The organism is Pseudoalteromonas sp. SG43-6 (assembly GCF_014164365.1).
Classification (GTDB): Bacteria; Pseudomonadota; Gammaproteobacteria; order Enterobacterales; family Alteromonadaceae; genus Pseudoalteromonas; species Pseudoalteromonas rhizosphaerae.
On sequence record NZ_JACJEZ010000038.1, the window covers coordinates 14,734 to 38,692 of the forward strand.

The 23,959-nt window shown below is 38.3% G+C and carries 20 protein-coding genes and 1 pseudogene; 18 read left to right on the forward strand and 3 right to left on the reverse strand.

Annotated features, from left to right (window positions below; all coding sequences use genetic code 11):
* The first annotated feature begins 1 nt into the window (after position 1).
* From H5201_RS15640 to H5201_RS15690, 11 genes are all read left to right on the forward strand, one after another.
* Positions 2-706, forward strand: coding sequence for an acyltransferase (locus tag H5201_RS15640; RefSeq protein WP_182718090.1), 705 nt, complete (start codon positions 2-4; stop codon positions 704-706).
* Between the two features lie 4 nt (positions 707-710).
* Positions 711-1,847 (forward strand): glycosyltransferase, encoded by a 1,137-nt coding sequence (locus H5201_RS15645; protein WP_182718091.1) that lies wholly within the window; start codon positions 711-713, stop codon positions 1,845-1,847.
* Between the two features lie 131 nt (positions 1,848-1,978).
* Positions 1,979-3,472 carry a GNVR domain-containing protein gene (locus H5201_RS15650; protein WP_182785044.1) on the forward strand — a complete coding sequence of 498 codons (1,494 nt, stop codon included), beginning with the start codon at positions 1,979-1,981 and terminating at the stop codon, positions 3,470-3,472.
* Between the two features lies 1 nt (position 3,473).
* Positions 3,474-4,550: a glycosyltransferase gene (locus tag H5201_RS15655; RefSeq protein WP_182761492.1), complete on the forward strand. Its 1,077-nt coding sequence runs from the start codon at positions 3,474-3,476 to the stop codon at positions 4,548-4,550.
* A gap of 10 nt (positions 4,551-4,560) precedes the next feature.
* A complete protein-coding gene (locus H5201_RS15660; protein ID WP_182718094.1) occupies positions 4,561-6,360 on the forward strand; it encodes a sugar transferase in 1,800 nt (599 codons plus the stop codon).
* Positions 6,361-6,526: 166 nt separating this feature from the next.
* Complete coding sequence (locus tag H5201_RS15665; protein WP_149980667.1) at positions 6,527-6,835, forward strand: STAS domain-containing protein; 309 nt, start codon at positions 6,527-6,529, stop codon at positions 6,833-6,835.
* Positions 6,836-6,855: 20 nt separating this feature from the next.
* Complete coding sequence (locus H5201_RS15670; protein ID WP_182718095.1) at positions 6,856-7,710, forward strand: OmpA family protein; 855 nt, start codon at positions 6,856-6,858, stop codon at positions 7,708-7,710.
* Between the two features lie 4 nt (positions 7,711-7,714).
* On the forward strand, positions 7,715-9,799 hold the full coding sequence (locus tag H5201_RS15675) for an SLBB domain-containing protein (protein WP_182718096.1): 2,085 nt from the start codon (positions 7,715-7,717) through the stop codon (positions 9,797-9,799).
* Positions 9,796-10,500, forward strand: coding sequence for an AAA family ATPase (locus H5201_RS15680; protein WP_182732256.1), 705 nt, complete (start codon positions 9,796-9,798; stop codon positions 10,498-10,500). The genes H5201_RS15675 and H5201_RS15680 overlap by 4 nt, the downstream gene beginning before the upstream one ends.
* 7 nt (positions 10,501-10,507) lie before the next feature.
* Complete coding sequence (locus H5201_RS15685; RefSeq protein ID WP_149980671.1) at positions 10,508-11,968, forward strand: SpoIIE family protein phosphatase; 1,461 nt, start codon at positions 10,508-10,510, stop codon at positions 11,966-11,968.
* A 97-nt stretch (positions 11,969-12,065) separates the two neighbouring features.
* Positions 12,066-13,469, forward strand: a complete 1,404-nt coding sequence (locus H5201_RS15690; RefSeq protein ID WP_182739711.1) for a sigma-54 dependent transcriptional regulator — start codon at positions 12,066-12,068, stop codon at positions 13,467-13,469.
* On the opposite strand, the gene H5201_RS15695 is transcribed toward H5201_RS15690, so the two are convergent.
* Positions 13,464-14,489, reverse strand: a complete 1,026-nt coding sequence (locus H5201_RS15695) for a glycosyltransferase family 4 protein (protein WP_182785045.1) — start codon at positions 14,487-14,489, stop codon at positions 13,464-13,466. The two genes, H5201_RS15690 and H5201_RS15695, sit on opposite strands and share 6 nt — an antisense overlap.
* Before the next feature lie 21 nt (positions 14,490-14,510).
* On the opposite strand from H5201_RS15695, the gene H5201_RS15700 reads away from it, so the two are divergent.
* Complete coding sequence (locus tag H5201_RS15700) at positions 14,511-14,843, forward strand: Hpt domain-containing protein (RefSeq protein ID WP_149980674.1); 333 nt, start codon at positions 14,511-14,513, stop codon at positions 14,841-14,843.
* Here H5201_RS15700 and yvcK read toward each other — a convergent pair.
* Positions 14,840-15,712: a uridine diphosphate-N-acetylglucosamine-binding protein YvcK gene (yvcK, locus tag H5201_RS15705; RefSeq protein WP_182739713.1), complete on the reverse strand. Its 873-nt coding sequence runs from the start codon at positions 15,710-15,712 to the stop codon at positions 14,840-14,842. The genes H5201_RS15700 and yvcK overlap by 4 nt on opposite strands.
* A 169-nt stretch (positions 15,713-15,881) precedes the next feature.
* On the opposite strand from yvcK, the gene H5201_RS15710 reads away from it, so the two are divergent.
* Positions 15,882-17,879 (forward strand): response regulator, encoded by a 1,998-nt coding sequence (locus H5201_RS15710; protein ID WP_182718102.1) that lies wholly within the window; start codon positions 15,882-15,884, stop codon positions 17,877-17,879.
* A gap of 173 nt (positions 17,880-18,052) precedes the next feature.
* Here H5201_RS15710 and H5201_RS15715 read toward each other — a convergent pair whose 3' ends face one another.
* Positions 18,053-18,790, reverse strand: a complete 738-nt coding sequence (locus tag H5201_RS15715; protein WP_182785046.1) for a hypothetical protein — start codon at positions 18,788-18,790, stop codon at positions 18,053-18,055.
* Between the two features lie 166 nt (positions 18,791-18,956).
* On the opposite strand from H5201_RS15715, the gene H5201_RS15720 reads away from it, so the two are divergent.
* The 5 genes and pseudogenes from H5201_RS15720 to mobF all read left to right on the forward strand — a co-directional run bounded on the left by H5201_RS15720 (position 18,957) and on the right by mobF (position 23,914).
* Positions 18,957-19,148: an AlpA family transcriptional regulator gene (locus H5201_RS15720; RefSeq protein ID WP_182785047.1), complete on the forward strand. Its 192-nt coding sequence runs from the start codon at positions 18,957-18,959 to the stop codon at positions 19,146-19,148.
* Positions 19,145-19,390: a hypothetical protein gene (locus H5201_RS15725; protein ID WP_182785048.1), complete on the forward strand. Its 246-nt coding sequence runs from the start codon at positions 19,145-19,147 to the stop codon at positions 19,388-19,390. Before H5201_RS15720 ends, H5201_RS15725 begins: the two co-directional genes overlap by 4 nt.
* Complete coding sequence (locus H5201_RS15730) at positions 19,387-19,677, forward strand: hypothetical protein (RefSeq protein ID WP_182785049.1); 291 nt, start codon at positions 19,387-19,389, stop codon at positions 19,675-19,677. Before H5201_RS15725 ends, H5201_RS15730 begins: the two co-directional genes overlap by 4 nt.
* Before the next feature lie 149 nt (positions 19,678-19,826).
* Positions 19,827-21,350 (forward strand): annotated as a pseudogene (locus H5201_RS15740) (type IV secretion system DNA-binding domain-containing protein).
* Positions 21,350-23,914 (forward strand): MobF family relaxase, encoded by a 2,565-nt coding sequence (gene mobF / locus H5201_RS15745; RefSeq protein WP_182785052.1) that lies wholly within the window; start codon positions 21,350-21,352, stop codon positions 23,912-23,914. Before H5201_RS15740 ends, mobF begins: the two are co-directional and overlap by 1 nt.
* The last annotated feature ends 45 nt before the right edge of the window (positions 23,915-23,959 follow it).

Below are 23,959 nucleotides of genomic sequence, written 5' to 3' on the forward strand. Positions count from 1 at the left end.
TATGTTGATACAGCTTAAACTTTGGCTAAAAAATAGTAATAATCCATTAGCGACATGGTTGTTTCAATTTGCAAAGTCGCTTCGCAATCCGCAAATCATCGTAATCCCTGTGCTACATGCTTCACTTTACTATTTGCATTATTTTATAAAAGAGTTATGCCATGAGCTAGTTCGGATTTTTTATTATACACCTTTATTTAAAAGCCAAATTAAGGGCAGTAAAAAGCGCTTATATTTATATTCAGGTATGCCGCAAATACTTGGCAAGTTAAAAATTGAATGCAAAGACGATGTGAGAATTTCAGGGATCAGCACCTTATGTGGGCGGGTGAGTAATGAGCGAGAGCCGCTACTAAGTATTGGCAATAATGTTGACATTGGTTGGCAAAATGCTTTTTCTGTAGGGCGCACCATTATTCTTGAAGACGATGTCAGGCTGGCAGGACGAGTTTTTTTAGCCGGTTTTCCTGGGCATCCAATTGACTGTGATCGCCGCGCTAACTCTGAAAGCGATGATGAATCTCAAATTGGTGACATTATAATAAAACGCGGTGCTTGGCTGGGCACTGGAGTGACTGTACTGGGCGGTGTCACAATCGGTGAGGGAGCGATAATTGGTGCGGGAAGTGTGGTTACTAAAGATATTCCTGATTTTACTATTGCTGCGGGAAACCCTGCCAAAGTAGTTAAAAAAATTAAGGAGTAAGTGTATGAAATTTATTGTATTTGGTGAAGACTGGGCGAGTCATCCAAGCAGTACTCAACATTTATTTTCAGAGCTTGCTAAGCAGCATGAAGTACATTGGATAAACTCCATTGGTATGCGAAAACCAAGCGCTAAATTTCATGATATTAAACGTATGCTCAGCAAGTTAAAGCAGTTATTTCGACAGTCTAAAACTGCTGCAATAGCCACACCCAACAATATGACTATTTATAAGCTGCCTGTATTACCTTGGCACGATAATAGACTCATTCGATGTTTTAACCGCTGGGTTTTTTCTCGTTACCTTGCACCCTCAACTTGTAGTGAGCCGATTATGTATTGGTTAAGTGTGCCAACTGCACACTATTTATTTGATAAAAAAACCACTGATAAATTAATTTATTATTGCGGCGATGATTTTTCTGCGTTGGCAGGGGTTGATGCTAAACTCGTTGCCCCCTTTGAGCAGCAGCTTATTAATAGCGCAGATCTTATCTATGTGATCAGTGAGTTATTGCTGGCAAAGATGCCCGCTACAAAAACAAAAATGCTGACCCACGGCGTAAGTTATGAGCTATTTACAAGCGACGTTGAAAAAGCCGATGAAATACAAACTATAAAAGAACCTATTATTGGCTTTTACGGCAGTATTAATGCTTGGTTAGATATTGCGTTATTAACCGCCTTGGTGGCTGCAAGGCCGCATTATCAACTCGTGCTTATCGGAGATATTGTGACTCCTGTTACACAGCTATTGCAGTTTAAAAATGTTACGCATATTGGCGCAGTTAGCCACGACCGTTTAGTATCGTTTTCTGCTCATTGGGATGTGTCGATTTTACCTTTTGTGAATAATGAGCAAATCAGAGCGTGCGATCCGCTAAAACTTAAAGAATATTTAGCGACAGGTAAACCGATTGTCGCAACTGATTTTCCTGCAGTTAGTAATTATACGCCGCATATTTTTATTGCTCACTCTAGTCATGATTTTATTAACAAGGTCGATGAGGCGCTTTCGTTAACTCAGCCACAATTAACATTATTAAACAGCGTACAAAAGAATCTAGCAAAAGCGCACAGCTGGCAGGCAAAGGCGCTTATTGTTAACGAAGACCTGCTGCGACTAAATCCTCCACATTGAGCATTAAAATGTAATCTTGGCGCGCCCTGTGCAACTACCTTATTAAACTAGGCTATTTACAGTGTAAATTTTTATTATGCAAATAGCCGTTAAATTTCGCATTGCAATATGCAAATTAATAGGTAGAGATTATGTTAGTTAGAGAGCAAATAAAAAGGTTACTTTATTTAGCTTTGTATGCAGTTTATACAAGGGCGAAACTATTTGTTTTGCCTCTGTTCATCGTACCTGTTGTGGTTATTTTACTCGCTGCAACTGCGCAAAAGCGGTACACAAACCATGCAACAATCTTAATAGAAGAATCTGCATTACTAAACCCATATTTAGATGACTTGTCTTTTTCGTTTGATTTATCAAATCGTATGGCTGCATTACGCACGCTTGTAATAAGTCGAAAAGTGTTGATAGCTGTTGCTAAAGAAACAAACTTAGTTGCTAAAGATGCAAGCCCTGCTGCTATTGAAAAAATTCATCAAGAACTCTCACAAGCGCTTTCTTTATCACTGGTTGGTGATGAATTGGTGCGAGTTAACTTTACTTGGCATGACCAAACTCAAATGAAAGCAGTTTTAGAAAAAGTGGTTGAGAAATTTATAGAGAGTTTATTAGCACCAACCAAGGCCTCGCTTGATACGTCTGAGCAATTTTTTTATCAACAGTTAGTCAGTTTACGAGAAGAACTCGAGGTTTCTGAAGAGTCGCTAGCTAATTTTAAAGCTAAAAATAGCAACACTTTACCTGCTGTTTTACATAGCAATAGACAAACGTTCGATAAGTTACTGAGTGATCAACAACAAAAGTCTATCGTCTTATCAGGTGCAAAAGCCAAGCTTGAAGCGCTAACAACAAAAATGGGCCAAGCAAACCCAATTTTAGGACGCATAGAAGAAAAAATCATTAATGCCGAATCACAGTTGAGCTTTTTAAAAACCCGTTATACCGAAAAGCACAGTAAAGTCGTGTCGAAAAAACGTGAACTGCTGAGTATTCGAGCTCGCCAACAGGCTTTAATAGAAAGTGGCAAAAATCTAGATGCAACAAACATAGATCAACTTTGGCAAATGGCCAATACACTTCCTGATGGCAAAGACAATGAAAGTAATGTGCTTGTTTCACAGATACTTGCATTAGAAGAAGCAAAAAACACTGTGCTCCAACATCAACAAGAGTTTGCCATGTTGGAGCAGCAAGTTAATACGGTGAGTGAAAGGTTATTAGTTACAAGCGATATAGAGAAACAATTAAGAAAGCTAGAGCGGGATTACGACGTTAAGCAATCACTTTATAAAGATATGCTGGGACGTTACGAAATGGCAAAAGTAACGGGTAAATTAGTTAAATATGAAGGGCCTGACAAAGTAAAAACCATAGAACGAGCTTACAGCCCAACCCAGCCAATCAATACCTCTTTAGTAGTGGCGATTATTTTGGGGATTGTTTTAGGCATATTTACAAGCACCACCTGTGTATTTGTAGCGACATTATTTGATAGTCACTTAAAAGATATTCAAACCATTGAAAAACTATCTGCTTTGGAAGTAGTTACTATTTTACCTATTGTTGGCAAAGGTTCATTACATGTTCCTGCTAGCCCATCAATGCACTTTATTAATAAGGGGAGTTAGCATGAACGTCCTACATTTAGTTCAGCACTTTAAAATAGGTGGCCTTGAAAAAATGGCTGTGACCTTAATGCAAAAAAGCCAATTCGCAAGCACCAGTATTATTGTTTCGCTAGAGGGCAATGAGCAAGAAGCAGTTAGTGAGTGGCCTGCTTTAGCTTTATTTGAACAAAAACTGATTAGCTTAGATAAAGCGCCTAGGTTTGATCTAAGTATTATCAAAAAGCTCACTGAAATAATTAAAACACACGAGATTAAAGTGATTCATAGTCATCACATTGGTCCCATGTTGTACGCGAGTCTAGCTTGTCTTACAAATACTCAGGTAAAGCATGTCTCAACTATTCATGATGCTTGGTATTTAAAGAGCTTTAAACAGCGTTTAATTACCAAAACACTTAATAAGTTAACTAAAATTCACTGGGTTGCAGATGCACAAGTGGTCGCGAATGAATTTTATAATGAAACAGCGATCACGGCAGATAAAACCATTCTGAACGGTATCGACTTACAGCAGTTTAATCACATCAATGAAGCAACCGCAAGGCTCAAACTTGATCTTCCTGCTGATAAAAAGTTAATTGGTTGCTCTGCACGATTAGAGCCGGGGAAAGGGCATTTGGATCTCATTAAACTACTGCCTTTGCTGCCTAAAGACATCGAATTAGTGTTTGCTGGTAATGGTAGCTTACGCTTTTCGTTACTCAGTGCGGCAGTATCGCTTGGGGTGGTAGAACGAGTGCATTTTTTAGGAAATGTACAGCATATGCAGCTATTTTACTCAGCTATTAACGTTATGTGTCTTTATTCACAAAGAGAAGGACTGCCCTTATCAATTTTAGAGTCAATGGCGTGTGGCAAAGTAATTGTGGCGACTGATGTTGGCGGTATCAGCGAGGTCGTTACAGAAGAGCAAGGCATATTAGTCAAGCCAAATGACTCTTTTGGCCTAAAAATTGCGCTATTGAAAGCATTAGGCATGAAATATGGGCTGTGTATTCGAGAGCATATTCTCTCAATTGCAGATGCAAACAAAATGAGTGAAGCGTATGACCACTTCTATAATGGCTTAGCTTCATAAGGGGAATGCAATGACTTTTCTACTGATCACATTGGCTGTTTTAATTACACTGGCTTTATATCATCATGTTGGTTACTTACTGTTATTAAAGCTATTTAGTAACAGTAAACCGATTGAGATGACTGAAAATACTCAACCCAGTACTCACTTTGGTATTTTAATGTGTGCTTATAACGAACAAGAACACATAGCAGAGAAGCTTTATAACTTAGGCTCAATGTTATATAGCACTGAGCTATACACCATTCATGTTTATCTTGATGGCTGCACCGATAAAACTTATGACGAAGCGATGCTAGCGCAGTCGCATCTTGCAAAGCAAAATGTAGTTTGTCATTTGCATTTTAGTAAAGTGAATAAAGGCAAATCATTTGGCATCAATGAACTGATAAAGCTGAGTAAGCCAAATTATGATGTTTTACTCTTTACCGATGTTAGTGCGCTACTGAGTATTGATGTGCTCAATAAAATTGATGCCGATTTTAAAGATCCTAATATTAATGTTATCACCGGCGTATATATTTTAGATGATTTAGCCACTGCTGAGCAGCAACAGTACTGGCAATATCAAAACAAAGTAAAGAGTATGGAGTCGTCTTTAGGGGCTGTTATTGGCGTGCCAGGTGCTATGTTTGCTATACGCTCAGCTCATGCGGCTTTATTAGATGAAAACACCATAAATGACGATTTTATTATCTCTATGAAAGCGTTAAACCAAGGTGGGAAAGCCGTTGTAAACAGTGAAATAAATATCGTTGAGCGTGAATGTGATGAACAAAGTCATGATTATGCCAGAAGAGTAAGATTAGGTGCGGGTAACTGGCAGCAAATAAAAATGTTGTTTGAATTATTAAATCCGAAATTAGGCTGGGTAAGTTTTAACTATTTTTCACATAAAGTATTGCGTGGGGTCATGCCAATTATTCTGCTGCTGATTTACGCGTTACTTTTTTCACTTGCACTATCTTCAAGCTTGTTAATACCTAAAGTGGTATGTGTTGCGATAGTCTGTACTCATGGCTTAGGAGTAGCAAAAAAAGCTTTTAATATCAGGGCTAAGTTACCAATTGTGGATAGTGTAAATTATATTATCAGCGCTTATTTTATGGCTCTGTGGGGGATTGTTAAGTTTGAGCGTGGTGATTATAACCAGCATTGGCAGCGCGTTCATCAAACCCAAGAATCAAACAAAATATTCATCAAAACCATTAAGCGCACTATTGATGTAGTTGGCTCTGCGGTTGGATTAATATTACTTTCACCAGTTATGTTAGCTGTTGCATTAGTGATTAAACTGACTTCAAAGGGCCCTGTGTTATTTAAACAGCTGAGAGTGGGACAAAGTGATGATGATTTTGTCGCTTTATTCAATGTTTTAAAATTTCGCTCTATGGTTGTTGATGCAGAAGCAAAAAATGGCGCGGTGTGGGCAAGTAAAGATGATCCTCGTATAACTGCAGTTGGACGATTTATTCGCAAAACACGCTTGGACGAATTACCACAACTTTGGAATGTATTGATCGGTGAAATGTCTCTTATTGGCCCACGGCCTGAGCGACCAGTGTTTTATTCAAAGCTTGAGAAAGACATCCCGTACTTTTGTCAGCGTACTTATGGGATCAAGCCCGGTATATCGGGACTCGCGCAGGTAATGAATGGTTACGATGAGAGCATTGACGATGCGCGCAACAAAATAGGCTGGGATTACGCCTATATGCTAAGTACTTCATCTGCACGCAGTTGGTGTTATATGGAGTTTACTATTTTCTTTAAAACGTTGGCTGTTATATTCACTGGTAAAGGTCAGTAACGTTGTTTCGCATAATGCAATTGTGCACTCAAAAAGCAATTGCATTATGCATCCCTCCTCTAAAAAATAGTATCAAATAATTTAAAACCCTTAAATATCAGTTTGTTAATTCTGGCATTCTTCTTGTAATAGTCTATTTGTATTTATATTTTAATAGGTGATTCAGATGAAAAATTTAGCCAATAAAGTAGAACAAACAGTTGTCGTACTTCCTAATGATTTCTCCGGCTTTGCTGTCGATGAGTTAAAAGATCAGTTTGAACAGCTAGTCGAGCAAGGCACACACTTCGTGATTCTCGATTTTACTAAGACCGAATTTATCGACTCTTCAGGAATAGGTGCTATTGTTTTTCTATACAAAAGAATTGAAAAACAAAGTAATAAGCTATCTTTACTTAATGTAACGGGGCAGCCGTTTAAGCTAATGAACTTATTAAGAGTCGATAAAACCATTCCATTTATTGACTCAATATAAAAGGTATCAGGGAGAGTACAATGAAGGCACGCATAGTAATTGTTATTATAATGTTTTTAGGCGGCTGTGCTTCTTGGCCTGATGACGGCCAAGGTGGCTTAGCTGAAAAGTATCAAAACTATCCATTAGCCGATGAGCAGTACGATGAAAACTTCACTCAGCCCGAGGACGTTGTTAAGAGTGAATTTGAACACCTTGTACTTAAACTTGAGTTATTAAAATCGCAAGATATTAAAGCTTGTATGCCTGCGCAACTATTAAAAGCACAAATTTATGAAAATCGTATTCGTAGATTAATCGCTGGACAAATGTGGGAAGATGCTGAGCATGATTTACTGATTCATTATCATGGGCTTAATCAGTTAACGAATCACTTTGATACGGTTAGAAAAGTTACGGATTGTGCCTCTACGACTAATGAGCAACCTGCGTCATTTAGTATCAAAAAACAAATTGCACAGCTATTGAATAGCGATAATCAATTTGCATTTAATGCGTTTGAAATAACCCCTAAATATGCCGTACGAGTTGCTCAAGCTGCAGATTTAGCGAAGCAACTAGGCAGTATTAATATTTTACTTGTGGGTCACACTGACGCGGTTGGAGATTCAGGGAGTAATTATGAGTTGGCACTTAAGCGTGCCGATACGGTGAAGCATTGGCTTGGCGTTTATGGCGTGCCACAGCAAAATATTACAACCCTAACGCAAGGAAGTTTGCAGTCTTACAGTGATGCCGCAGAAACTGAGAGTACACGTCATTCAGACCGCAGAGTTGAAGCAATAATTCTAGACGCAAACACGCAAGGCTTAGAAAGCAATAAAGCTAAAGCGCTGATGAACTGGACTAAAATAATACAAAGCAAAAAGGAGTAAAATAATGAAATATTTTTTCACAATATTTGTTTTGTTTTTTTTAGCGACCAACAGCTTTGCGGCAAATGAAGCGGATAACTCAATTGTGCAAGCGGGTAATAAACTCTTTTTATATGTGCCTGGCGAGGTTGAATTTGATGGCACGTTTGAAGTAGATAAAAAAGGCCAGATCAACATACCTGAAGTAGGGCAATTTAATGTTGCCAATAAAACAGTGGCGCAAATCGAACTTGAGTTAAAACCGGTTTTGGCTGAGTTGTTTGTTGCGATAGATGACTTTTATGTGGAGATCCGCAGCCGAGATATATTTATTAATGTGATGGGTTATGTCATTACGCCTTCCCAAGTCAGTATTCCTGATGATGGTAATATTCAAATGGTAATAGCTAAAGCGAATGGTTTAAAGCCTGGCGCTCAGCTCGATCGTTTGCAAATAAGACGAGGCGATGAGGTGATTGAGTTTAATTACAAAGCCTATTTAGATACAGGTAATATTAGCTTACTTCCAACCCTTAAAAGTGAAGATACGGTGTTTGTACCGGTATCTCCTTTACTTGGTAATGTACAAATAGACTTTGATGCACAAACACTTAGCGCAACGGGAGATGCCAGTGACAATAGCGCTATTACAATTTTGGGCGAAGTACATAATCCTGGTAGCTTTTCGTTTAAAGAAAATATGACCATCTTAGATGCATTAATGCGTGCCGAGGGAGTAACACGCTATGCTGATGTGACTAAAATTAGAGTCATTGTCGATAAGTCCCCAGTGATATTTGATTTAAAAGCATATTTAGATAAACCCACTGATAAGAATATGCCGCTTCTCAAAGCTGGTTCAACCATATATGTGCCAATAATGGTCGATGATGTAAACACCACTTCTCGGACTGTTTATATCATGGGGGAAGTGCAAAAGCCTGGAGCTTACGAGGCTGCAGATAGTACCAATTTTCTAGATATTTTAGCTAATGCAGGGGGGCCAACACGCTTTGCAGAAACGCGACAGATAAAAATATTAACCCCGCAAGGTGAAAGTATTTTATTTGATTTACAAGGTTACAGTGAAGGTAGCATTACGACAAAAGTACCTGATTTAAATCCTGGTGATGTTATTTTCGTGCCCGAAAAAACAGATGTAAACGAAAAAAGCTGGTTAAAAATTCCGACTAAACGTGCGATTAAAATTATTGGTGCCATTCAATCTCCCGGACGTTATGAATGGAGTGATGAAATGGATTTTACCGATTTATTAGCTCATGCGGGCGGGCCAACCAAAGGGGCCAATATTAATGATATTAAAATATTACGTAATGGTGATGTCACTCAGCGTTTCGACCTCGAAAAGTACACTATTACTGATGGAAAAACAGCGCTACCAAATTTGATCGCAGGCGATACAGTGATTGTAGAGGAGTTGCCAGTTGACCCTGGCGATAATAAATCACAATGGATACGCCAAGCGTCGAGTAAGTCTATTTATATTATGGGTCAAGTGGGCTCTCCTGGGCGCTACGCGTTTAATGATAATATGCATTTTATTGATATTTTAGCCGCTGCAGATGGCCCTAATGGCAATGCTGATATTCGCAACATAAGAGTAACGCACCGTAATGGTAATAGTGCCAAGGTTAGCAAGCTTGATTTAGCTCTGTATTTTGAAACCGGAGATGAAACTCTCTTTCCACATGTGTTGCCCGGAGACACTATTTTTATTCCTGAAAAAGATAAAGACTGGTTACGTACACCTAAAGAGAGAGTGGTTCGTATTATGGGGGCAGTGCAAAAGCCGGGTCGCTATAACTTTGATGACACTATGTCTATTTTAGATGTATTAGCTGAAGCGGGTGGGCCATCAAGTTCCGCACTCATTGATAAAATTGTTGTGGTTAATCATTCTTGTTGTAAAGAGCAGTCTCGAGTATTCAATCTTGAAGCATTTATAAAATCACCAAACTCGGCAAATATTCCGGTATTAAGGGCTGGCGATACTTTATATGTACCAGATAAGGGGCAAGATCTATTAAGTCAATTTAAAGATAATTTCTTAGATTTTATAACAATAATTGCTTTAGTGGTGAGTTTATGAAGTTAATTCCAGAGCAGTATCATGAGCTAGAAACGATTTGTAATACCCTCGTTGATAGTGATGCACGATGCGTTACATTTATTTCGCTGTATGGTGGCGAAGGTTCATCAACGGCGTGTAGCAGTGTTGCCCAGCGATTAGTTAGTCAACATAAGTCAGTATTGGTGATTGATCTTAACCCCATTAGTTCGTTTCGCTTAGATAAGCAGTTATCTAGCTTAACTAAGCTATGGCGATTTGATGATATTTCTTGCCAGTTAAGTGTATTACCTTATCAGGGGATAGATATTTTGAGCATACATAATTTAGAGTCCATTGATTCGGCTAAAAATAAACATGTACTCAATGAGGCTGTGATCCGTTTAAAACAAGAATATGATTATGTGTTACTTGATATGTCTCCTGCGTTAAAGCTCAATCGCAATAATATTCCGCTACACTCTTTAAGTTTATGTAGCGAACTGACTTTAGTAACAGTTGGTTTAGGTGTTAATGATGAAGAGTCTTTGTGTAACGGCGTTGCAGAGCTTAAACAAGCTGGCCATAGCAATATTAAATTATTAGTGAGCCAATATAGTTTTGCACCTTTGGGTGAACGAATGCTATTACTTTTACAAAGATATAGACCTCAATGGCCAAGAGTATGTACGTTTTTAACAAACAAAATCAACAGGCAAAAGTGGCTGTTTAAGCATTATTGAGGTCTTTATGGATATATTATTTGAACGACGCTTTGAATTGTTATGGCCAACGTTAACCGAGATACGCCAAGTGTTAAAACATGTGTTGGGTGCATTATCAGTAAAACGGGATGAAGCGGATGCTGCCGGTTTAGTTGCAACGGAGTACCTCACTAATTTGATTAGGCATAATCAGGGGGATGAGCACGTTATTATGTTGCGCATCAGCCAAACGAATACTGACACATATCATTTAACGTTTGTAGATGAATTGAAGCCTTATAATTTATTCAAAAAAAATGACTCATCTTGGACAATCGAATCGCATGAATTAGTTGAAGGTGGAATGGGGGTTGAGTTAATTCGTCATTACTTTGCAGATGCAACGTATGAAACAATAGCCTCTAAAAATTATTTTTCCTTTCCTTTGATTAACATAGATAAAAGGCCAAGTATTATTTATGTTGATGATGATGTTGTCCAGCTTGCATTAATGAGCGCCTATCTTCAAGACAAGTTTCAAGTGATCACCTGCGAAAATATTGAGGCGGGTTGGCAGGCTATTTTAACCTCTGATGCCAGTATTTTATTACTTGATCACCAACTAAAAAAAGGCACTTGTGAGCCATTATTAGAAAAACTAAATAAATCTAATCTCAAATCACAATTATCGGTAGTGATGTTAACCGGTGATGACAGCGAAGAAGTGATCAGTAAAATTAATCGCTTAGGAGTCGATGATTACTTAATTAAACCAGTGAAAAAAAATAAGCTTTTGCAAAGTATTGAAAGGGTAACGCACCGGTTCGCTTACTTATCGTATCAGAGCACATTTGGCTTAACACCATCAAAAGTGTTATTAGCTAATAATAAAACAGCGCATATTTTTGGTTCAATTGCGGTCGGTAACGGTGGTGACTTTTTTATGCCGATTAATGATGAAGGGACTGCTTTTATCCTCGGTGATATGATGGGGCACGGCTTGCAAGCACTTAAAGAAAGCTTTGCGATTAAAGGCTTTATCAGTGGCTTTTTAGCAACTGGATTGGCATATCAAGACATGCTGGTGGCGCTTAATAATGCGCTTTATAAGCAGCAACTATGCAAATCGAGTTTAGTTACACTGGTAATTTGTTTTTTAGAAAATAATAAATTGTATTGGCTTAATGCCGGACATCCACCGCCAGTTATTATTGATAAAGATGGAAAAATATCTCAATTAAAGGGAACCGGTCCATTGTTAGGCCTTTCTAATGATCATCAATACACCCTTTATGAAGCTGAATTAGAAAATATTGAACATATTTTACTTTATACGGATGGTTGGACCGATAATCGCTTTACTGACAAAGATGAAATGGCTGAGTTAAAAACAATAATCCCAACACAGAGCAACTCTGCTGAGGACTTTGCCCACTCATTATGGAAAAACTCGCAAGTGACACTCTCCAAAGAAATTGATGATGCATCACTAATAATAATTAATTGAATTTGATTTAATGAGGTAACTATAGTTAACTTAACATTCATAAGTTAATATTTTTTATCTAAATAATTCTTAGCGGGCTGCTAAAAGGAAAGGGATTATGCCACCAACAATACTCATTGTAGAAGACACCCAGTCGCTCGCTATGTTGTATCAATCTTATCTAGTTCCTACAGGTGTTAATACTCTGGTGGCAAATGATGGTGCAAGTGCTTTAGCGATTATTGATAAAATAAAGCCTGATCTAATCGTATTAGATGTCATGTTACCAGACATGAATGGTTTAGATATTTTAGCCAAGTTAGCTCCTGATAATTCTCCTCAGGTTGTTGTTTTAACTGGTCATGCGACAAAAGAAATGGCCATTCAAGCGATCAAGCTCGGTGCCAGTGACTTTTTAGAAAAGCCCGTTGAGGCAGAGCGCTTTCGTATTACAATAAACAATGCGCTAAAAATAAAAGACCTAAAACAAACCGTCACGAAATATAAAAATACCTACGAAAATGGTCGATATTTTGATTTGATTGGTAGTTCAAAGCAGATGCAATCTGTCTATCAAATAATTAGCTCGGCATCGGTAAGTAAAGCTACGGTGTTCATTACCGGTGAAAGTGGCACAGGAAAAGAGCTCTGTGCACGAGCGGTACATCAAGCATCGAATCGCGCTGATAAGCCTTTTGTTGCGTTAAATTGTGCTGCGATCCCTAAAGATTTAATTGAAAGTGAAATTTTTGGTCACTTAAAGGGCGCATTTACAGGAGCTATTGCGAATCGTCTCGGGGCTGCGGGTCAAGCTGATGGCGGTACCTTATTTTTAGATGAGCTATGCGAAATGGACGTCAACTTACAAAGTAAGCTGTTGCGTTTTATTCAAACCGGCACTTATCAGCAAGTAGGCAGTGAAAAAGTTGTTAAAGTTGATGTACGATTTGTGTGTGCAACCAACAGAGATCCACTTGTTGAGGTCGAAGCCGGACGGTTTCGAGAAGACTTATATTATAGATTGCATGTGATCCCTATTGAGTTGCCACCATTAAGGGAACGCAGTACAGACATTATTGAGATAGCAGAAGCTTTGTTTATCAAAATAGCTCGCGAAGAGCAACATCCGTACAAAGGCATTACAGAGGATGTAAAGCGCTTACTGGCTCAATATGATTGGCCTGGTAACGTGAGACAGTTAGAAAATGTGATCCGCAATATTTTAGTGCTCAATGCCCAAGAGTGGATTGATGTAAATATGTTGCCCAGCTTGCCACAAAGCTCTCAGAAAGAAATACCAAATTACAAGCCAAACGAAAGCTTTACTCATACTAAAATACAAGAATTTGAAGAGTTACCGCAAATTGAAAGTGATATAAAAGCACTTTGGTTAGCAGAAAAAGACTATATAGAACGTGTTATAAAAATATGTTCAACAAATATTCCCAAAGCAGCAGCATTACTTGAAGTTAGCCCTTCTACCCTTTATAGAAAAATTAAAAGCTGGGAAGAAAACTTATAAGCGTAAGCGTGATTTTGCGCTGTACGCATTTTGTAATAACAAAAATTGGTTTTTACCAGAAAACCTTTCTTTAAGCATGACGTAAGCGGCTTGTGCCATAGCGCTTTTTTGATCAGGAGACTGTATTAAAAGTGCGTTAATACAATTTTGACACTCTTGTGCATCACCTGTTTTCATTAATAAGCCATTCGTATTATTTTTTATGATACTTGGGATGGCGCCAACAGGACTGCTAATTACGATTTTATGGTGCGCCATGCTCTCAAGTAATGTCATGGGTAAACCTTCCTCTCTTGAGCAGATAAGCAACACATCGATTTGATGCCAAATATCGTCGCGATTGGTTAAACCATGATAGTGTAAGTTTTCCAGTTGCGGGATGGTATTGCGCATCGGACCGTCGCCAAAAAGGTGAAACATCACATTGTTACTGTTTTGCATACTTTCGGCTAAGGTATAAAAAATATCAGGAGCTTTTTCATACGATAACCGGCCAACAAATCCAATTCTAAGAGGGGATGAGGAAAAGTTAACCGTAGGTGGTTCTTTGATATCAATAAAGTTTTCTAGTAATGTGGCATTCTTAATTGTTTTGCTGATTTGCTCTGAGACTGCAAAGTTGGTTGATAAACATGAAAGCCACAGGTCTAGTTTGTTATATAGCCACATTTTACCTGTCCCAGCATCACCTGCGTGGTAAGTGCTTATACAATGTTTATGAGTAAGTTTACAGGCTAAACGGCCTAAAATACCCGCTTTATAACCATGGGTATGAATAACTGTATTGTCATCGTAGCGGCGCAATTGCTTAATTAAACTCGAAGGTGTGCCTTGCAGAAAATCATAGCGTATGCTTTGCTTATCAAGTAACGTATAAAAATCATTATTGCCATGATTTTTATAAAATAAAACAGAGCAAGAAACGTTATTTTTACTGAGTAGTTTGTGTAGTTCCACGATGTGGGTTTCAATACCACCGATCATGGAAGAGTCAACAAACAAAATAATCTGGCAATTCATAACGAACCTCAAAAGAAAAATATGATAGATATATCTGTAATAGAACAGCTAAAATATGATGTTGGCGACAGCATGGCTATTGAGTTACTCAAAGTGTTTGTTGACGAGTCTAAAAAATTAGTAGAACAAATGCTTAACTCAACCAACACTAATGATATAGAGCTTCATGCACATAGCTTAAAAAGCAGTAGCTATAGCTTTGGTGCAATACATCTAGCACAAACATGTCAGCTGATTGAGCAAAAAGTTAAGACCAATGGCTTAAACCCAGAGGTTAGGACTTTGTTAAAATTAGCTGACTCGCAAAGTAAAAAAACTTTTCAACAAATTAATCAATTAGTTAATAACGCTTAAGCGTGTTTTTCTGCATTAAAAGAGCTTTTTAATAATTCTGAAAATACATTATTTAACTCATCGATATTATGTAAATGTTTACCCGTTTTATTGCATTTATTCCCGTGTTGCAAAATTTCCATAATCGCTGGAGGAGAAATACTTAAATCGTATATTTTAGCGCCGAGCTTTTTTTGTAACCAATCAATACCTGCACTATGAGTGTATTGCATTACACTGTTCTCTTGCGCTGTATTTTCAATAAATACACGACACGCAGAGGTTTTTTGAATAGCGAGTGCAATATCGTCGATTAAAAAAGCGGGCATAATACTGGTTATGATACTGCCAGGGCCAATAATCACTAAGTCAGCATTTAAAATAGCTTCAACAGCGCCTGGTGATGCAGGTACTTTTTTAGATAAATATACTTTCTCAGGTAGTAAATTTAAGGCATCTATCGCACACTCACCAAACACTTTTTCACCGTTATCAAGCTCAGCGACTAAGTCTGTTGGTATATCAGACATGGGTAAAACGGTTTCACAATTACCAAGTAGTTTATTAAAGCATGCAATAGCCTGAGTAGGAGAGGCCATAACTTGAGTCAAACCTAAAAGAGTTAAATTACCTAAGCTGTGACCTTCAATATCGCCGCTCGTAAATCTGTGTTCATACACAGAATGAGCAATTGAACCTTCACCCGCTAGTTGAACACAGCAACGGCGAATATCACCAAGGGCGATGCAATTTTGTGCTTCTCTAATCCTACCCGTCCTGCCGCCATTATCGGTGGTTGCAACGATTGCTGTTAAGTTATTACACAAAGGTTTTATTGCGCTTAAAACTTGTGCCAATCCGTGCCCACCGCCTATGCAAACTATTTTCATCGTTTTGCCTTGGTGTTTGTTATTTACATTAATTAAGCAGAAATCATTCCACTCTAGCAAAAAAAATAACTCAATGATTTATATTGAATTTTGTTCTATATTAAATAGTCATGTCATCGGCTTAAGTTTTTTTTGCAAAACGCGATGCATTTTAAGTGGGGAAACCGGTATGCAAAATAGTGATTTAATTACTGTTAGTGAATTACAAAGTCAGTTAGAGTCATTATCTCAATGTAATGATGAAATTGATATTTTAGCGACTATCTCCGCTTTTTTGCAGCCGTTGCTTCATTATCAAGATTGTATAATCCTACAAAAAATTGATAAGCATTATCAAACTATAGGCACTAGCAATATTGATTTTTATGATCAGAAATGGCCGCATTGCAGATTGTTTTTACAGGTATTAAAAAATAGCTATGCATTTTGTAACAATCCGTCAGAAGATCTCGAATTTAATTTTTTAGAGGGCAATGCCAAAACTGCACTTAAAGCGTCTTTATTGATAAGTGTTAGCACCTCCAATGAGCAAGGCATATTTATTTTTACTAATGTAGACATAAATGGGGTCAGTGACGTTGTAGGTTCAGATCTTATAAAGCTGTTTTTTCAACAGGCGTTCTATGCTTTTTTGAACTTAATGAAGTTACACGCTCAAACTCACCAATCTATTTTACTGCTTGATAAATTTTCTCAACTCTCTAGTTTATTTAAAGAGCTTGCTAGTGAGTGGTTTTGGCGCACAGATCTTAATATGACGTTTATTAGCGTTAATAATATTGAAAGCGAAAATAACACTTACGCTCAACTTTTTATTAATAAAAAAATTGATAATTTACTCACTATTAATGAGCGAAAAAACACACTGAAATGGCAGCAATTCTCAGCTTTACTTGCAGAGTATGACGATTTTAGTGGTTTTGAATTTGAAGTTTATGCAGTTAAGCCCCTTTGGGTATCTCTTAATGGCAAATCGCAGTTTGACGATCAGGGAAATTTTATTGGTTATTTAGGGATTGCCAAAGATATTACTTTTTCAAAAGAGCGAGAGGCCGCACTTGAAAGTGAAAAATTAAAAGCTGAAGAGGCCAGTCAAACCAAGTCAAAGTTTTTAACGATCATGTCACACGAGATCCGTACTCCAATGAATGCGATTATGGGGATGATAGAGTTATTACTGGATACTGAGCTCACTAAAGAACAACGACAGTGGCTGGACTATGCTAATTCAAGCGCTGATATTCTATATGGCCTAATCACTGATGTGCTTGATTTTTCAAAAATCGAATCAGGAACAATTTTATTGGTTAACAAACCTCTTAATGTAAAATTATTAATAGAAAATATAGTAGGGCAGTTACACATAATAGAAGACAGTGACGATATTATCTTCTCAGTATCAATAAGTGACGACATACCTACCTTAATAATGGGAGATGAGTTTAGATTAGGGCAAATACTCTTTAATATTATTGGAAATGCATTCAAATTTACGCGCTCTGGACGTATTTTACTATGCGTAAGTATTGTTGATGGAAAGCTTAACTTTACTGTCCAAGACTCTGGTGTTGGTATCGCAAAAAAAGATTTGGTTTTTATATTTCAGCCTTTCAGGCAAGTTAACGATGGCATTAACAGAAAGAATGAAGGAGTTGGTCTTGGGTTAAGTATTTCAAAAAACCTAATTGAGTTAATGGGGGGCTCAATTACTGTTGATACGCAACTTGGGCTTGGCAGTACTTTTACTATTTTAATTCCATTTGCAGAAGCACCTATTAGTGAAATGAAGCCTGAACTATCTGCAGAGCATCCTGTTTTATCGATCCTCGTTGCTGAAGACAACAAAACCAATCAGGTATTAATTAAAGCGTTCTTACAAAAATTAAATCATAAAGTGACAATAGCTAATGATGGCGCCGAAGCGATTGAATTTATGAAGCTCAAAAAGTTTGATTTAATTTTAATGGATATTATGATGCCAACGATGGATGGGTTAACTGCTACACAATACATACGTAATGAATTATTAAGCGATATTCCTATTTACGCACTCACCGCCAATGCCGCAACCGACGATAAAGCATCGTGCTTTAAAGTCGGCATAAATAAAGTACTGACCAAACCAATTAAGTTTGAGACTCTAAAAGCATCTTTAAACTCGCTGTAGTGCGCATAAATAACAACAGATTAAAAAAGGCCGTAATGAGTTTAAATTACGGCCTTTTTTAATTTTGTTATTCTATATTCTGGATCTTAATAATTAATTTATAAAATTAGTTATTAAAATCAAATACATAAAATTTAACCTTATGTATTTTAAATTTTATGTATTGCTTTATGTCATACCTTGTGGTTCTCAATTAGCTGTCGATGTAAGACACTAATACGCGCCTCAGATAAGCTGAACTCACTCGCCAATCGTTTATTGATGTGCTTTAGTTTTTCTTGCTTCATTTCATTTATTCGTATGGCTAATTTATCTCGGAGTTCCTTGTTTTCACCTTCCCCCTTTTCCGGGCCAGACTTAACTTTTTCTTCAATTACGGTCATATATACTTCGTGCCTTGCCAGCATTTCAAAAAGCCCTGTTAACCAAGCTTTTTTATTATCTAATTCAAAAGGAATATTTGATACAAGATCGTGATTGGCTTCCTTATCCAATATCATCATTATCGCTTTTGTAAAGTGCTTTTTGTTTGATAACTTAAGAACACGTAATACTTTTATCTTGTTATACGTCTGTTTGTAAGACTTCTTTGATATACCAAAAATTATTTCAATTAGATTACAAAAGCCTTTCTGGTCACATGCTTTTCTGATTAATTCATCATCAGGTAACCCTTTTAATTTAAGGACCTGCAATGACAGACAGGAGTAATAGTCCTCTTTTTTTTGGTCATCAGCGACATGGATATTCTTTTTTTCAAGAGCTTTAATAAGTCGTCTCTTATGTTTTTGGTGAGTTATTCTTGTTTCAGCATTGGCCTTATGCTTCGCACAAAAGAAATTACTCCGTTTAGGCTGCTTTGAATAGCCACTCACCGCTCGCCAACAGAAAACACAAAACTTACTTATCAAACTTTACTCTTTAAATAATTAGTTAATTAACAATAAGAATATACCTAATTCAAGGTAATTAATAGGGTTGTGTGATTTTCATCTGATGATCAGAGATAGTGGGATAGTATCTTATGTATGAGTCACATGTATTCATACTAAATCTTAAAACTGAGACGGAGTTCATATGTATTTTAAACAACCTATCGTACGTCCAGCTGAATTAGCAGCAGCACTCGGAGTCAGTGTCGTCACTATTTCGAATTGGCGTCGCTCTCGCATACTGCCAGAGCCAATCACTTTTGGTCATCGCTTTATTGGCTGGCCGAATGATGTCCTAAATGAGTGGTTAATAAGTCATCAGCGAGGTCAATCATGAGCAATATAAAATTCAATCATTCTCATTTAAATGCAACCCATGCTGTTGACAATTCATCTTCAGAACTTTCTTACACCCCATGCACCTGCGGTGCCTTTGTTGAGCAACCTGAATTCGACTTCGGTTCAGAATTTTCAAACCCTACAGTTGGATTGTGTAGCGACACCAATTCAGTATTAGAACAACCGCCAACTCATTATAAATATGACGGTTTCATCGGTATTAAGGAGAATACACTATGAAAATGCGCACCCCAACCCAACAAATTAGCATTCGTTTGCCAGCACGAGATCATGAGCGTCTTGTGCTTGATGCCGAAAATAAAGGCACTACTGTTGCCGATATTGCTCGACAACGTATTCAGCTAGCTGAAAAGCAAATAGAAATTAAAGATCTGCTAACAAGCCTTCTGAACCACTTAACAAAGCACTCGTTTGTGATCACTTCCACCGTAGCGGGTCTAGATCCAGATGAAAAGGAAGCTGTACAACTCGAAATCGAGAAGCAATTAAAAAGGAGGATAAAATGATGCGTTCTATGAAATCACATGGCTTTGAACATGTCATGGTGACTATGTACTTTTCACTCATAATGTTCATTTTGATTGAGGTAGTTTTTATTAGCTACTTCAACCATTGGTTTTCAGTTGTATCGGTAATAGACTGGTTTATCGATTCAATGCTTACATCAATTGGGTTTTCTAGTGCAGAGAACCTTACGTTACCTAAAGTCTCCAATGCATTAGCGTATGGGACTGGTGCCATATGTGTAGCTTCAGTTATTGTTAGTACTCTTATAATATGGTATTACCGCATAAGGGACTTCGATTACTCACAGTATAAGCATATTGAAGGCCCTCGTCTTTTAAGGAGCAATACCGCCGCAAAGCATTTTCGAAAAAGTGTAAAAAAAGAAGGTTCAAAGGGTCTATCACTGCATCCTAAGATACGTATACCGAATATTCGCGAAGCCGGAAATATTTTAGCTTGGGGCATGCAAGGTGCTGGTAAATCCAACTTTATAAAGTGGTTGGTTAAGCAGTTATTAGCTCAAAGCGAGCGAACAGTTTTGTATGATATAAAGGGCGAATATACTTAAGCATTTTTGAATGAAGATTGCTTGTTGCTTAGCCCTAGAGACTCTAGCAGCATCAACTGGAACATTGGTAAAGACTTATCGACAATTGGACTTGCTGAAGCTTTTGCAGAAGCGCTTATTCCAGCTGAGTCCGCTTCTGAGTCTTTTTGGGTTGATTCCGCTAGGATTGTCTTAGTAGGTGTCATAGTTGGGTTAACGAAGGAACGCAAACCTTGGTCTTGGTATGCTCTTGAGCAAAGACTCTTTGGTAGTGATAAAGAATTGTCGAATTGGTTGAATAAACATCACAAGCCAGCAGCAACACTTATTGAGCCTGAGAGTAAGACTACAGCTTCAATACGATCAATGATCGCGACGAAATTAGCTTGGTTGAATAATATGACAAGCTACGTTTCAAGTACACCTCCTGATTTTTCAATTTCTGATTGGTTAGCCAGGGACGACAAAACGACTCTAATAGTACAAGGTGACTTAGCTTCTCCACTAATGAGCTCAGCTTTGATCACTGCCCTAATGAGTGTTTTGAGTAGCCATTTATTAGCAGGTCCAGACAACGAAGAACAAAAAACGTGGCTTGTCTTAGATGAATTGGCGACCTTGAACAAGTCCAAGAGCTTTGAGAGATGGCTTGCTCTAGGACGCAGCAAAGGTTGCAGAACAATTGCAGGTACGCAGCTATTGTCTCAACTTAATTCAATATACGGGCAAGATGACTGCAACACAATTTTGGGCCTGTTCAGCAATGTCGTTGCTTTCAAACTTGGACCAAATGGTGAATCTGCTTCCAAGGCTTCTGCATCATTCGGTGAAAGGCGAGTTGAATACCCTGCTGTTTCGACAAATGAGAAAGGTGAAAAGTCATGTTCGTTTCAGCAAGAGTCTATAGCTCTTGTAACACCTGAAGACCTTATTCACTTGCCTCAACCAACTATTAAGCGGGGCATAGATGGGTACCTATTGGTCGGTGGCTCTAATGCCGTCTATAAACTGAATTGGCCAATAGGTGAATATAGGAAGGTGGCTGAAGCTGTCATCAAAAAGCCGTCTCGCGAGTGTGTTCCTCCAGCAAAGAATAAGAACCGTTTAAATAGAAGAATAACCTAATGATGTCATTCGCAAAGATTCGAGACGGTAAATATTACTTGGATTTAGCCGCTGAGGATTATTACTTGAAGGGCGGTGAGCCAGACGGAATATGGTGTGGTTCAGGAGCGTCATTGCTGAAACTTAAGGGTGCTGTTGCATCTGATGATTTAAGCAACTTGTTGAAAGGCTTCTCACCTTGTGGCAAAGCAGCTTTGTGTCAGAATGCAGGTTCTAATCATACTCCTGGTTGGGACCTTACATTCAACGCCCCAAAATCAGTTTCAGTTTTATGGGCTGCCGCTAACTCTGAATTGCGTCAAAAGATACAGTCTGCTCAGCTAAAAGCAGTGAAAGAAGCTATCGCAGTTATTGAAGAGTATGCAGCAGTTACCCGCAGAGGTGAAGCAGGTGGAGAAAGAGAAAACGTAGCAGGGTTAATAACAGCTGTGTTTGAGCACAGCACTAGCCGTGCTCTTGATCCTCACCTACACTCGCACGCAATTGTTGCAAACATAGCCCCCAGAATAGACGGAAGCTGGGGGACGATAGATTCACGAACTATTATGTTGTGGCAAAAAGCAGCTGGAATGGTTTACAAGGTGAGCCTTGCTGATTCCATTCGAAGCTTAGGATTTGAAACAGAGTTAGATGGTGATGCCTTCAGTGTCATTGGCATATCAAAATCGATATGCCAACACTTTTCAAAGCGTTCTGCACAAATTGTAGATGCACTTAAAGAACGTGGTATTAAAAATCGTTCTTCCGTTTCGGGAGATCTTGCATCACTAAGTACACGTGATGCAAAAGGTGAAATCAACCGAGCAGATTTGTTTCAACAATGGCAAGCAGAGTTATCTGCTCTTGGCCTATCTCAGTTAAATGTTCAGAAACTTCGAGATGAGGCTATAAATAATGAAAGCTTGTTATCTAAGGAGGTTATCGACCAAGAAATGATTGCCAACATTCTTACTGAAAAATCTTCCGTCTTCACGAAACAACAAGCCTTTTTCGCTGGAGGTATTAAAACCCTAGAGTATGGCCAACCTGTCCAATCACTGCGCGCAGTAATCAAAAACCTAACGGACAGTGAATCAACCATTGAACTTGGCAATGACTGGAAACATAACGAGCTTTTTACCACCAACGATGTATTAGAGAAAGAACAATCTCTAATCAATTCCGCTAAGTATTTGGGCGGACGTAATTGGGCTGAAACCTCATTGAATGTAATTGAGCATCATATCAACAATCAATCAATTCAATTGAGTGATGAGCAGAAGTTTGCAGTTCATAATGTTTGTACAGAATCACACCTTGCGATTCTGCAGGGTTCAGCAGGTTCGGGGAAATCTGCTTCAATGCGATGTGTAAAAGACATTTACGAATCAATGGGAAAACAGGTTGTTGGCGCATCTGTGGCTAGAGCGGCTGCTAATAACCTTGAGGATGAGGCAAATATTAAGTCATTCACCATTGCACGACTTATAGCATGGTTAGATACAGATAAGCCACCTATTTCAGAAGGTGGTGTGCTGATCATCGATGAAGCAGGACAAGTTGGCACCTTCCAGCTTGAGCAATTAATGAAGTTTGCGAAAGAGTTGAATTTTAAGATCATTCTTGTTGGTGAAGATAAGCAATTAGATGCGATCGAACATGGCGGCGTTTTACGCTATCTATCGAGCCCTGATGTTATAGGAACCACAAGAGTTGAAACTATTCGTCGACAGAATAACAGCTGGGATAGACAGGCTGTTGCTGATTTTCGTGATGGATATGCTAATCAAGCATTAGCTCAATATCATAAGCGTGGACAACTTTATTTTGAAACGAGCGATGCTAAAGCAAAAGAAAAGTTAATTAGTGAATGGACTTCCTTCCGTCACAAACAACCATCAAAGCGTTCAATGGTTATTGCACAAAGCTGGGCGGATGTTGTGGAGCTAAATAATGAGATGAGATCTCAGCTTCAGTCAGAAGGCATGGTGGGTAACGAAAACGTATTGGTTAAAGGTGTTGTAAGTGAGCGAGATATTGATGTACACATATCATTAGGTGAACGTGTCAGGTTTACAAAAAACGACTATAACAGAAACTATACCAACGGCGACCTGGGGACAGTAACCAAAGTTAAAGTAATGGATGATGGAGACATATGGATTCGCGTTAAACTAGACTCTGGGCGTGAAACTCAATTTATGTCATCTTCATATGCAAATAAAAACGGACGCATATACATCACACAAGCATACGCACAAACTGTTTATAGCTCACAGGGGCTAACCATAGATGGCGATGTATTCGTCTACTACACACAATTTATGGATCGTGCTCATTCATATGTTGCTTGTTCCCGCCATAAAGACCAGGCTCATATTTTCGTTAACGCTCAAGAGCTAGAAGAGGATATACCTGACAACTTTCAACATGCTCCTCGTGAGCGAGGTCTACGGGAGGCTCTAGCAAAAAATATGTCACGTAATAATCGCCCTAAATTAGCCGTTGAGCATTTATCTGAAGAGGAACTTGCTACTACCCTCAATCAAGAGATAAAAGTTAACGAGCAGCAATTCACCATCTAACAAGTCTCAATCCTTTTATTCTTGTTTATTACCTAATTTTCTCAT

Coding starts and splice junctions, on each gene's coding strand:
- H5201_RS15650 (WP_182785044.1), top strand. CDS start 1,979: ATGTTAGTTAGAGAGCAAATAAAAAGGTTACTTTATTTAGCTTTGTAT.
- H5201_RS15695 (WP_182785045.1), bottom strand. CDS start 14,489: ATGAATTGCCAGATTATTTTGTTTGTTGACTCTTCCATGATCGGTGGT.
- H5201_RS15660 (WP_182718094.1), top strand. CDS start 4,561: ATGACTTTTCTACTGATCACATTGGCTGTTTTAATTACACTGGCTTTA.
- H5201_RS15665 (WP_149980667.1), top strand. CDS start 6,527: ATGAAAAATTTAGCCAATAAAGTAGAACAAACAGTTGTCGTACTTCCT.
- H5201_RS15680 (WP_182732256.1), top strand. CDS start 9,796: ATGAAGTTAATTCCAGAGCAGTATCATGAGCTAGAAACGATTTGTAAT.
- H5201_RS15675 (WP_182718096.1), top strand. CDS start 7,715: ATGAAATATTTTTTCACAATATTTGTTTTGTTTTTTTTAGCGACCAAC.
- H5201_RS15670 (WP_182718095.1), top strand. CDS start 6,856: ATGAAGGCACGCATAGTAATTGTTATTATAATGTTTTTAGGCGGCTGT.
- H5201_RS15730 (WP_182785049.1), top strand. CDS start 19,387: ATGAAAATGCGCACCCCAACCCAACAAATTAGCATTCGTTTGCCAGCA.
- H5201_RS15725 (WP_182785048.1), top strand. CDS start 19,145: ATGAGCAATATAAAATTCAATCATTCTCATTTAAATGCAACCCATGCT.
- H5201_RS15700 (WP_149980674.1), top strand. CDS start 14,511: ATGATAGATATATCTGTAATAGAACAGCTAAAATATGATGTTGGCGAC.
- H5201_RS15710 (WP_182718102.1), top strand. CDS start 15,882: ATGCAAAATAGTGATTTAATTACTGTTAGTGAATTACAAAGTCAGTTA.
- mobF (WP_182785052.1), top strand. CDS start 21,350: ATGATGTCATTCGCAAAGATTCGAGACGGTAAATATTACTTGGATTTA.
- yvcK (WP_182739713.1), bottom strand. CDS start 15,712: ATGAAAATAGTTTGCATAGGCGGTGGGCACGGATTGGCACAAGTTTTA.
- H5201_RS15655 (WP_182761492.1), top strand. CDS start 3,474: ATGAACGTCCTACATTTAGTTCAGCACTTTAAAATAGGTGGCCTTGAA.
- H5201_RS15640 (WP_182718090.1), top strand. CDS start 2: ATGTTGATACAGCTTAAACTTTGGCTAAAAAATAGTAATAATCCATTA.
- H5201_RS15690 (WP_182739711.1), top strand. CDS start 12,066: ATGCCACCAACAATACTCATTGTAGAAGACACCCAGTCGCTCGCTATG.
- H5201_RS15685 (WP_149980671.1), top strand. CDS start 10,508: ATGGATATATTATTTGAACGACGCTTTGAATTGTTATGGCCAACGTTA.
- H5201_RS15645 (WP_182718091.1), top strand. CDS start 711: ATGAAATTTATTGTATTTGGTGAAGACTGGGCGAGTCATCCAAGCAGT.
- H5201_RS15720 (WP_182785047.1), top strand. CDS start 18,957: ATGTATTTTAAACAACCTATCGTACGTCCAGCTGAATTAGCAGCAGCA.